Annotated in this window: 11 protein-coding genes and 1 pseudogene; 5 read left to right on the top strand and 7 right to left on the bottom strand. The window is 34.9% G+C overall.

Annotated elements, in window-relative coordinates; translation table 11 throughout:
* Nucleotides 1-116: 116 nt before the first annotated feature.
* Nucleotides 117-1736 carry an FAD-dependent oxidoreductase gene (locus ACUXEY_RS01060; RefSeq protein WP_461299855.1) on the bottom strand — a complete coding sequence of 540 codons (1620 nt, stop codon included), beginning with the start codon at nt 1734-1736 and terminating at the stop codon, nt 117-119.
* Between the two features lie 472 nt (nt 1737-2208).
* Here ACUXEY_RS01060 and ACUXEY_RS01055 point away from each other — a divergent pair, with 472 nt between their 5' ends.
* The 5 genes and pseudogenes from ACUXEY_RS01055 (at nt 2209) to ACUXEY_RS01035 (ending at nt 6749) form a co-directional block, all read left to right on the top strand.
* Entirely contained in the window at nt 2209-2553 is a 345-nt protein-coding gene (locus tag ACUXEY_RS01055; RefSeq protein WP_000571892.1) for an ArsR/SmtB family transcription factor, read from the top strand.
* 18 nt (nt 2554-2571) lie between these two features.
* Nucleotides 2572-3570: pseudogene (locus ACUXEY_RS01050) on the top strand (NADP-dependent oxidoreductase).
* Between the two features lie 178 nt (nt 3571-3748).
* The gene (locus tag ACUXEY_RS01045) at nt 3749-5215 is read left to right on the top strand and encodes a protein adenylyltransferase SelO (RefSeq protein WP_461299854.1); all 1467 of its coding nucleotides are present in this window, start codon (nt 3749-3751) and stop codon (nt 5213-5215) included.
* A gap of 254 nt (nt 5216-5469) precedes the next feature.
* On the top strand, nt 5470-6564 hold the full coding sequence (locus ACUXEY_RS01040) for a response regulator aspartate phosphatase (protein WP_001102707.1): 1095 nt from the start codon (nt 5470-5472) through the stop codon (nt 6562-6564).
* On the top strand, nt 6561-6749 hold the full coding sequence (locus ACUXEY_RS01035) for a Phr family secreted Rap phosphatase inhibitor (protein ID WP_087958833.1): 189 nt from the start codon (nt 6561-6563) through the stop codon (nt 6747-6749). Before ACUXEY_RS01040 ends, ACUXEY_RS01035 begins: the two co-directional genes overlap by 4 nt.
* A 73-nt stretch (nt 6750-6822) precedes the next feature.
* On the opposite strand, the gene ACUXEY_RS01030 is transcribed toward ACUXEY_RS01035, so the two are convergent.
* The 6 genes from ACUXEY_RS01030 to ACUXEY_RS01005 form a co-directional block, all read right to left on the bottom strand.
* Nucleotides 6823-7422: an FMN-binding negative transcriptional regulator gene (locus tag ACUXEY_RS01030; RefSeq protein WP_461299853.1), complete on the bottom strand. Its 600-nt coding sequence runs from the start codon at nt 7420-7422 to the stop codon at nt 6823-6825.
* Between the two features lie 134 nt (nt 7423-7556).
* The gene (locus ACUXEY_RS01025) at nt 7557-8084 is read right to left on the bottom strand and encodes a GrpB family protein (RefSeq protein WP_461299852.1); all 528 of its coding nucleotides are present in this window, start codon (nt 8082-8084) and stop codon (nt 7557-7559) included.
* A 23-nt stretch (nt 8085-8107) separates the two neighbouring features.
* A complete protein-coding gene (locus ACUXEY_RS01020) occupies nt 8108-8455 on the bottom strand; it encodes a DUF4260 domain-containing protein (RefSeq protein ID WP_098346087.1) in 348 nt (115 codons plus the stop codon).
* Nucleotides 8456-8467: 12 nt separating this feature from the next.
* On the bottom strand, nt 8468-9436 hold the full coding sequence (locus ACUXEY_RS01015) for a bile acid:sodium symporter family protein (RefSeq protein WP_046954626.1): 969 nt from the start codon (nt 9434-9436) through the stop codon (nt 8468-8470).
* A 4-nt stretch (nt 9437-9440) separates the two neighbouring features.
* The gene (locus ACUXEY_RS01010; RefSeq protein WP_166703202.1) at nt 9441-10832 is read right to left on the bottom strand and encodes an FAD-binding oxidoreductase; all 1392 of its coding nucleotides are present in this window, start codon (nt 10830-10832) and stop codon (nt 9441-9443) included.
* Nucleotides 10833-11002: 170 nt separating this feature from the next.
* The gene (locus tag ACUXEY_RS01005) at nt 11003-11401 is read right to left on the bottom strand and encodes a DUF2871 family protein (protein WP_061677712.1); all 399 of its coding nucleotides are present in this window, start codon (nt 11399-11401) and stop codon (nt 11003-11005) included.
* Nucleotides 11402-11552: the final 151 nt, after the last annotated feature.

The following is an 11552-nucleotide window of genomic DNA, read 5'->3' as shown; positions in this document are numbered from 1 at the left end:
TTAATTTACATATGTTTTTATAATAATAATAATAATGTCTCTTCACTAAACAATTTTATTTTGTAAGCCAAAAAATAGAAGTATCGTCCTATATTAGACAATACTTCCGTAGTTACTTAAAAAACACATAATAAATTACTCATTACCTCCTCCAGCATTACACCTGGATTTACCACTGCTTTTTCCGAACGCCATCCAATAAAGCCATCTGGTCTAATTAGTACAACTCCTTCATTCTCTATCCCATATAATTCACGAAAAACATTTTCTTGAGCAATAAAGTCTCCGCTTACCCCTACTCGATACACATTAATATTTATCCCTAATTTAGATGAAACATCATATACAGCTTCAGCCCAAAAACTATTGTCTACTCCAGTAAGTAATACAAAATTGTTACCAAATAAGTCTAATATAGAAACTTCTTTCCCTTTATCCATCCCCCAAAAGTGAGGTGCTCGTGTTCCAGGTCTTCCATTCAACTCTACGATATCCATTCTATGTGGAGTGGCTGATTCATCTAGCATTGCTTTTGAACAATACTGATACCCGACAGTTACAGCTAAACCATCCATATTATTCAAACTGCCTTCTTCTCTATTCGCAGCACGGAACAATAAACTACTCGCATACTCCGTCGTTAATTTTGCAACAGGATACCTCTCTTCATGATATGTTTCTAACAATTTTGGATTTGCCTTCCCTTTTATAACAGCCGCTAATTTCCAGGCTAGATTGTGTGCATCTTGTATTCCTGTATTGGAACCAAACCCTCCTGTTGGCGGCATAATATGTGCAGAATCACCAACTAAAAAAATGCGATTATCTTGAAATTTTGTAGCAGTACTTTCAGCCGCTTTCCACGGTAAAACACTTACTATTTCCGGCTCAACATTTGTGCTTCCAATTGCGGTTTGAATAATTTGTTTACAACGTTCTATAGTGAAATCTTCTGGTCGCTCTCCTTTTAATGGATCGTAGGATACATGGTAAATCCATCTTCTTTCGTTATCAACTGGAATAAGCGCACCAAGAACTTCCGGATGAAGTACCATAGAAAAACCAAATGCATCCCCTTGTATAAACTCACTTAAATCCACTTCAAAATAAATATTCATATAATAGCCACCGATTGTACCTCGTCCCTCCGTACTTATCCCTAGTTGCTTACGTATTTTGCTTTTCGCTCCATCCGCTGCAATTACATAATCACAATGAATAATACTTTCTTCTTCCGTTTCGCGATTCCGAATCGTTGCGATTACTCCTTGCTCATTTTGTTCATAAGAAACTAATTCATGATAAAAAGATAATTCTCCGCCTAGTGTTCTCGCTTCTTGTAATATCATCTCTTCTAAAATAATTTGATAACAAGCCGTTTGTTTTGATGGACTAATCTCTTCTATTTTTTGAAGTAACTTCTCATCGTTTCCATACTGAGTCGCCCGCATTTTTGCTAATTCTTCCTTATTCGCCTCAGCTATTGTATGAACTGCTATTCTTCCTCGGCAATTTTCTAATGCTTTACCCGCCGATCTAATTTTTTGTTCTAAACCCAATTCTCGAAATAACTCCATCGTACGAAAAGTGATTCCACCTGCTTTTGGATGAATTGCAGTAGACGGGTGCCTTTCAACCAGTGAATAATCAACGTTATGTTTTGCAAGGAATAGCGCAGATGCTAACCCTGATAATCCTCCTCCTACAATTAAAACTGGTACGTAATTCAATTTCATATATTTACCCTCCACATCATTGTTCTGAGCTCAGTGACATAAATATAATCAAAAAAACAACAAAGATATAGACTTATAATTCATTTTAAATTATCATATAGATAGATTACGCCCCAAATTACTTTTACTTTTTCATACATCTATAATCTGTTTGAATTATGCATGTATGAAAGAGTAAAACGAAACAATTCACTTTAGTAGACACCATCATAATAAAAACATGATAAGCGGTCGTACCCTATAAGTTATTCAGGGTACGACCGCTTATTTTTTTAAAATCCTTATCCTTTCTCATCTGTAAATAACATATCATTAAAGTCTTTTCTATCCCCTACCATTTTCAACTCATAAAATTTCATTCGTCTCGATTTTCTTTCCCAATATTGCAGCTCATATAACAATGATGTAGCATTACCGTATCGATGTAATGGTCCATCATCTTAAACCTTTCGACTAATTCATTGGAGGTAAAGTGATTGAAATGAATAAACAAGAACAATTAAGCGTTATAAAAAAAGATTTTATTGATTCTCAAAAAGTATTATTGGCAATTGGTGATGAAACACGGCAAGCTATTTTGTTAGTTCTAATGGAAACAGAATGTCAAACCGGATTACGTGTAGGTGAAATTACGAAACAAACACACCTTTCTCGACCAGCAGTATCACATCACCTTAGAATTTTACGAGAAGCCGGTATTATTTTAATGCGAAAAGAAGGCACAAAAAACTTTTATTATATTGATATACGTACAAAATTAGGCTTATTAAAAAATCTTGTATTAGATATTGAAAAGCTATTGCACAACTTTTATTGAAATTTGGAGGTATAAGAAATGAAAGCAATGATAATTGATAAGTACGGGAAAGTTCCAATGCGTATGGCAGAGGTACCTACTCCTGAAATAAATGAATATGAAGTACTCGCTGAAATTCATGCAGCTAGTATTAACCCAATTGACTTTAAAATACGTGATGGAAAAGTAAAGATGTTACTTAAATATGAAATGCCCTTAATTCTTGGTAATGACTTTTCCGGTGTCATCGTAAAGGTTGGATCAAAAGTGACTCGTTTTAAAGCCGGCGATGCAATATATGCACGTCCAAGAAAAAATAAGATCGGTACTTTCGCGGAATATATAGCCATTCATGAGGATGATATAGCTTTAAAACCAAAAAATTTAAGTTTTGAGGAAGCGGCGTCGATTCCTCTCGTTGGCTTAACATCATATCAAGCACTACATGACATCATGCACTTACAAAAAGGACAAAAAATATTAATTCACGCTGGATCTGGTGGTGTTGGTACTTTCGCAATTCAGTTAGCAAAAATAATGGGTGCTACCGTTACGACGACTGCTAGTGAAGCTGGTTCCGATTTAGTAAAGTCTCTTGGCGCAGATGAAATTATTAATTACAAAACAGAAAAATTTGAAGAAATACTAAAAGATTATGATGCAGTATTTGATACAATCGGCGGTACAACACTTGAAAAATCATTCGATATTATAAAAGGCGGCGGCAACATTGTTTCCGTTTCATGAATGCCAAATGCTCGTTTCGGTAAAGAATTTGGTTCCAGATTTTTTAAAACACTCTTATTTTCATTAGCAAGTAAAAAACTTACTGCACTTGAAAAGAAGCATAGTGCTCAATATTCATTTTTATTTATGAAGCCAAGTGGCGATCAATTACGTACTATCGCAAATTATATTGAAGCAGGAAAAATCAAACCAGTAATCGATCGAGTTTTCCCTTTTGAAGATGCGCAAAAAGCAATGGAATATTCAGAGGCTGGAAGAGCAAAAGGAAAAATAATCGTAAAAATAAAATAATAATAAAGACTCCATTTTCTTAAAATGGGGTCTTTATATTTACTGTTAAATAGACATAGTGCAGTGAAGTCCTTACAATAGATTGCAAGGGGAAATATCATATTATACTTTTAGCTAATTTTGCAAAGAATACATACGTACAAATACATAATAAAAAAATAAACAAGGAGGAGATAAAATGACTAAAAATAATGAAGCTGGTTGGAATTTAGATAATAGTTATACGACTTTACCACAATCATTTTATACAGAACCCCCCCCTACTCCCGTAAGTTCACCGGAGTTAGTTAAACTAAATCATTCATTAGCAATATCTCTTGGCTTTAATCCTGAAGAATTGAAAAAAGAAGTTGAAATTGCTATTTTCGCTGGTAATGCACTCCCAGAAGGAGCTCATCCATTAGCTCAAGCGTATGCCGGTCATCAATTCGGACATTTTAATATGTTAGGCGACGGTCGTGCGCTTTTAATAGGTGAACAAATTACCCCTTCAGGTAAACGTTTTGACATTCAGCTGAAAGGTTCTGGCCCTACTCCGTATTCACGCCGTGGTGATGGTCGCGCTGCACTCGGTCCGATGCTACGTGAGTATATTATTAGTGAAGCAATGTATGCACTTGATATTCCAACTACGCGCAGTTTAGCAGTTGTTACAACTGGTGAACCAACATATCGTGAAACAAAGTTACCTGGAGCAATTTTAACTAGAGTAGCAAGTAGCCATATACGCGTCGGCACATTTCAATATGCTGCCGCTCGTGGTTCCATCGAGGATCTTCAATCACTAGCTGACTATACGATAAAAAGGCATTATCCAGAAATTGAGGATCATGAAAACCGATATACTGCATTACTACAAGAAGTCATAAAAAAACAAGCAAGTCTCATCGCTAAATGGCAACTTGTTGGATTTATCCATGGTGTAATGAACACTGATAATATAACAATCAGTGGAGAAACGATTGATTACGGCCCTTGTGCGTTTATGGACAATTACGACCAAGGAACTGTATTTAGCTCTATTGATACACAAGGTCGCTACGCATATGGAAATCAGCCATATATGGCTGCATGGGACCTGGCGCGACTAGCAGAATCTTTAATACCAATTCTGCATGAAGATGAAGAAGAAGCATTAAAGATTGCTCAAGACGAAATTTCAAAATTTAGCGTACAATATGAAAACCTGTGGTTCATTGGAATGAAAAAGAAATTAGGACTATTTAACAGTGAGAAACAAGATCAAACACTTATTGAGCAACTTTTAAAAATGATGGAGAAACATAAAGTAGATTACACAAATACATTCCGTTCATTAACTCTTAATACGCTCGAAAATACAGCTCTATTTGAAAGTCCTGAATTTAAAGAATGGTACAAACTGTGGCAATCTCGATTAGAAAGACAAGAAGAATCGAAGGAAAACGCCTACGAAATGATGAAAAATAATAACCCATCGGTCATCCCAAGAAACCACCGCGTAGAAGAAGCACTAGAAGCAGCTGTCACAAATGGCGACTATAGCGTAATGGAAAAACTTCTTGAAGCTCTATCCAATCCTTATGCGTATGCTACAGAGCAAGAGGAATACTGCGTTCCACCTGCACCGACGAATCGTCCTTATCGTACTTTTTGTGGGACTTGATTGTTTAACATGTAAAAAGGTGTGTTCATACAGATTGTGTGAACACACCTTTTTATATTCTCCCCTCTCAACTAGAACTTTAAAATGCACCTTTCCCGATTCCTTTTCTTTACTCCAAAACAAAAATTAAACTATTCCAATAGACTTACTCATAAGCTCGTTAAACAAATATTGAGAAATAAAAATTACATTTCTAAATATTGTTATTTTTGATAATATATTTTATAAGAATATTCAAAAAGCGAGGGGATTTCATGAACGTTCAACTACAAGGTAATGAACAAATTACGAAATTATTTAATGATTGGTATTTAGCTATGCTTAAACAAGATGTGTCCCAGGCGACAAACTTAAAGCATGAAATTGAGGAAAAGGAACTAAACTTTGAAGAAGATGAAAACTTAGCATTATATCATTCCTTACTAGACTTTCGATATAAAGTTTTAGTAGATAGTTTAAGTATTTCAAAAGATTGTTTTGATAAAATAGATTCTTACTTAATCTCATCCAACCATCCACTGGCTTACTACTATCACTTCTTTAAAGGCATTTATGCAACTTTAACCACAGACTATAACTTAGCTAGCGAACATTATGAACAAGCTAAGTTATTACTAGTAAATAACACTGATAATCTAGAGCATGCTGAATTTTATTATCGAATGGCGATTTTCCATTATCACTTTTATCAACCAATTGAATCCATTGAATATGCAACTAAGGCTAAAGAGATTTTCGATAAACATACTGGCTACGAAGTTAAAGTTGGATTATGCAAAAATACATTAGGTGCCTCATTTGTATATTTAAAACAATATGAACAAGCGGAAGAACAATATAATTCAGCAATACACCTTTTACAAAAATCTAATGAAAAAGAATTAATTTTAAGTGTACGTAATAATTTGGGTTGGTTATATGCGAGTCAAAACCTCTCCACACTCGCAATCCGTCACCTATCAGAAGTAACTGAAAAGAAACCTACACATTTCAAAGCTCTCTTCTTGCAAGCAAGAGAACACTCTAAACTAGATGAAACTAGTATTGCTGAAGGGTTAATCCAAAAAGGGTTAAAAATTTGTACTGAATTAAATAATGAAGAATATATATATCATTTTAAAATTCTAAACGAACTAAATAATAATGTTGCTTCTGAAGAATTAGAAACAATTATTCTTAAAGGAATTACGTTTTTCGACAAAGAATTATTATATAACTACACTCAAGAATACTCAGAAAAATTAGCTGTTAAATTTTATAGTGAAAATAACCACATTAAGGCAAGTGAATATTTTCATAAGGCGTTACAAGCAAAAGAAAAAACGTTTGAGAAAGGGGCATTGAAATGATTAAAAAAATTAGCTCTGTTTTTTTAGGACTATCTGTTTTCGGTATTCTAGCTACTGGTATTCATAGTTCATTTACATACCAAGCGGGTCATGCTGATCTTCCTGCACCACAAAGACCTGACCTTGTTCAATCTGTTGACGCAAGTAAAGACTACAACTCAACAACAGCTGAAAAAGCACTTTAAAAAACGGAAGACCTTCAATTAAGAAGGTCTTTTTAAATACGCTTATTTAGAATATCTCCCTTTGATGTAGACTTTATTTTCTCATCAACTCCGCAATCCCCCTACTCCCCTCACTACCAACTTTCTCAAGTTCCTCCACAACTAATTTTCTTCTTGCCACAGAATGATTTTGACTTAATTTCGCTTTTCCTTCTATTTTACTAATCTTAATTTTAAAACCAACTATCCCTTTACTTAATCCTCCCATATAATTCGGATCTACATCATTAAGTGAGTAGGTGCTCTCTGGATCTTCATATTTATGTACTAACTCTTGAAGAGAATTTAATAATTCCTGTTCATCCTCAACAATTTCTAATTCCCCATATACATGCACTGCAACGTAATTCCATGTTGGTACTGCATTGTTTGTTTCATACCACGATGGAGATATGTAGCTATGTGGTCCTTGGAATATAGCTAACACTTCTTGATTCTCACTATCTTTCCACTGTTCATTCGGACGTGCGAAATGACCATGTAAAGTTAGAGTCTCCCTATTTAATAACAACGGTAAATGCGTTGCATATGGTTCCCCGTTATGTTGAGAAAATAATGTTGCAAAGCTATTTTGTTCTATTATCTCATACTTCATCTTTTCATCTTCTATTGCGAAATATTTTGGTACGTACATAAGCTCCCTCTTTTCCGATCTTTTATTTCTAATTATATTTAAGTCTCGTAGCATTCAACAGGGCCAGTTTATATTTGTTTTATAATGGCAGCTCTCAATTAAAAAAGAATAGGCCGCATATACTCAATGCGACCTTAGTTTATTTTTTCCAATATATTTGTAATAAATGCCGTCTTACCTTCACTATAACTGGATCGATGTTTCGACTCTCTTGCTAACTCTTTCTTTAAACTCCCATATTCAGCAGCAACGGCTTCATGTTCACGAAGGTAATCCCGAAACGCTATATGTTTTCTTAACTCTTCGCTATTTTTGTCACACACATATAAATGATGTTCCATCCAAACTGTATTTTCTTCACTCCACGGAACGAAAGCATCCTTTCTACCAAACGCCTCGCTCCCTTTGTAACTCCATTCTGCCTGATGATAGTATCCTATCGTTTCAAGCCTTTTTACTACTTCAGGAAAAATTTCGTACTCTTCTATTACTATATCGATATCTAATATTGGTTTTGCCGCAAGTCCTTTAACAGATGTACTCCCAACATGTTCAATAGCTACAATGCTGTCTTCCATTACATTGTTAATAAGAGTGTATATTTTATTAAATTCACTTTCCCATTTGACATTATATTCTTCGATAGCAATTCTCTGTTTCAACCTATCCCTCTTCTCAAAACAAATTATAACCGTTGAATATGAGTATCCTTAAAATCCGTCTCATATTTCAATCCATATCCAAACATTCGATCCATTCCAATATGCGCTGTCCATATTAAGCCAATCATTATAACTGTATCTACCTTAAAATAGACACCTATGATAGCTATTACTATTGATATAATATATGTGTGAAAAATATTATAAATTTTAGCGCCTACATGATTATTTATACTATACGCTAACATTGATAAATCCGGAGCTAAGAGGAATACAAAAAATATAATCCAACTAAATTCATATATTGAATACGCATAAATCGTGGCTAAGAAAACAACTAGTCCTTCAAAATGTAAAATACGCTTTTGCATTCTTTACCATCCCTATTTTTCTATATTTACAGATACATTTTCATCACTGAAAGTATTCTTTGCATTTTTTGACCAGATAGTTGCTAAAATCGGTCCTGCAATGTTATGCCACACTGCCGCTAATACACTCGGAAGCGCAGCTGCTGGTCCAAAATGTGCTGTTGCCAGTGCAACGCCTAAGCCTGAGTTTTGCATTCCTACTTCTATTGAAATAGCTCTTCTTGTCCCTTCGTCTAGTCTAAGTACGAACGCTGTTATATATCCGAGTAAAAAACCAAATGCATTATGAAGCATAACTGCGATAAAAATAAGAAGGCCAGAAGAAGTAATGCTACTTACATTCGCTGAAACAACTGCAGAAACAATAATGATAATTGCTACAACTGATATTAAAGGAATAACAGTCATTCCTTTCGTAACAGTTTTAGGGAAAAACTTCTTCACTACTAATCCTAAAATAATTGGTAGGATAATAACTTGTACGATAGAAAGAAACATAGACATAGCATTCACTGGCATCCATTGTCCTGCAAGTAATAATAAAATAAGAGGTGTAGCAATTGGTGCTAGTAACGTTGATAATGACGTCATTGCAATAGACAACGCTAAGTTCCCTTTTGCTAAATAAACCATAACATTTGACGCAGTGCCACCCGGTACTGAACCGAGCAACACTAATCCAGCTGCTAATTCAGCTGGCAGATTCATAACGTAAGCTAGTACGTATGCGACAAGTGGCATAATAATAAACTGAGCACATACACCGATAATAACTGGCAATGGTTTTGTAGCAATGATCTTAAAATCAACAGCCTTTAATGTTAATCCCATCCCAAACATTACAACCCCGAGTAAAATTGTGATGTAACTAGTTAACCCAAGAAATGGTCCAGGAATGAAATATGCAATAGCTGCAATACAAATAACCCAAAATGCAAAATATTTTCCAGCTATATTACTTATCGCTTCTAGTACTTTCACCCCATCATCCCCTATCCTTCAACTGAAAAACTTTATTCGGATTCAAAATATTTTGCGGGTCAAGAGCTTTTTTTATTTTTTCCATTACGAGCAATGCCGCCCCATGTTCTTCTTCTTGATACTTCCGCTTTCCGATTCCAACGCCATGTTCTCCCGTACACGTTCCACCTCGTTTAAGAGCATATAAAACGATACTTTCATTTATTTCGTCACCCTTTTCCACTTCTTCTTTATCGTTCGGATCAATCATTAAGAGCACGTGGAAATTACCGTCTCCTACATGACCGAGAATACCACCGACAAGCCCTACTTTATCTAACGTCTCTTTCGCATTTTGGATTGCACCAGCTAATTCTGAAATGGGTACACATACGTCTGTACTCATAAGCTTTTTACCAGGATAGCTATGAACGTAAGAGTATGCTAGATTATGCCGTGCATCCCATAATTTATTTCTCGCCGCAGTTTCCGTTTCAAAAGCAACTTCTTTACATTTATGATCAAAAACAATTTCCTTCGTGAATTCAATATCTTGCTTAAGCCCTGCTTCATTGCCATGAAATTCTAAAAACAGTGTAGGTTCTTCTCTGTAACTTGTTTCATTATAATGATTTACTTGTTTCATAGATAATTCATCTACAAGTTCAATTCTCGCAATTGGAATACCCGCTTGTAGTATATTAATTACAGCTTCTACTGCATCATTTATAGTTGGAAACGATGCTCTCGCAGCCATAATATGCTCTGGTATGCCGTATACTTTTAATGTTAACTCTGTAAAGCATCCAAGCGTACCTTCTGATCCTACGAAAACACCATTTAAATGATAACCTGATGATGACTTCGCTGCTAAATTCCCAGTATGTATTACTTCTCCATCAGCAAGAACGACTTCTAAATCACGAACTTGATCACGCATAACACCATACTTCACGGCTGTCGTTCCACTCGCATTTGTAGCAGCCATTCCACCTAACGTTGCATCTGCCCCTGGATCTACGCTAAAAAACAAACCGTATTTCTTTAATTCTTTATTAAGCTGAGAGCGAGTCACTCCCGGCTGTACTTTTACTAGAAAATCTTTCTCTCTTATTTCGAGTATTTTATTCATAAGCGAAAAGTCCATTGTAATTCCTTTTTCATACGGAATAACATGTCCCTCTAAACTAGAACCTACCCCAAAAGGAACGACAGGTTTTTTATGCTCACTCGCTACTTTCATTAATCTACTAACCTCTTCAGTCGTTTTCGGAAAAACTACTACATCAGGTAAACTACTAGTATGATAAGATTCATCTTTACTATGTAACTCTCTTACTGTCGTATTTACAACTACTCGCTCTTCGGGAAGTACACCCTTTAATTCATTTACTAAACGCTCTACCGTTATTTCCATCGTACACCCCCTACTTCCTATAAATTTGAATTACAAAATATGTTAACTATTTTATACATAATAATCGGAAAAATTAAATAATTCAAGCTTTATACATATGAAATTCGTTTCTTTCTGTCGAATAAACAAAAAGAACTTGCAATAACTATTGCAAGTTCTTTTCTATAAAACTACATTTTAAATGACTTCTTTATTAACAACATAAACCAAACTAAAGTAACTGCCATTAACGAATGGGAAAACCCTACAATATAAGTTAATCCTTTAAAGTCCGCTCCATTTAGCTGAAGAAGCCCTCTCGCTGCTAGCGAACCTAACATTAAAGTTAATGCAATGTTATGTAAAACAAACCACTTATTAAAACTTTTCGCTTCATGAAACGCGAATACTTTTGCTAACCCTAAAGCAATTAAAAAGAAGAAAAAGCCGAGTACAAGTGTATGTGTATGCAAAAGATTTAACAAAGTAGATCCTACAATCCCCTTATACTTTCCATACTCCCTAGCGAAAATTCCTGATAATAAACCGATAATCAAATACGTAAACGATGCATTATATAATTTTTTCATTATGTACCTCCTTGAGTAGAATGTGTAGTGTGTCATATTTAGTAATAATGATAGTTATATAGTAAAAACTCCTAGTTACCTAGGAGTTATTGTATAAGCATCTCACTCTTTACAATCAATCCTAATTATAAAATATCCCTTTATACAAAAC

Source organism: Bacillus sp. F9_6S_D1_P_5 (assembly GCF_054823925.1).
Note: the sequence above shows the minus strand (reverse complement) of the source record. Positions and strands in the feature narration are given on the sequence as shown.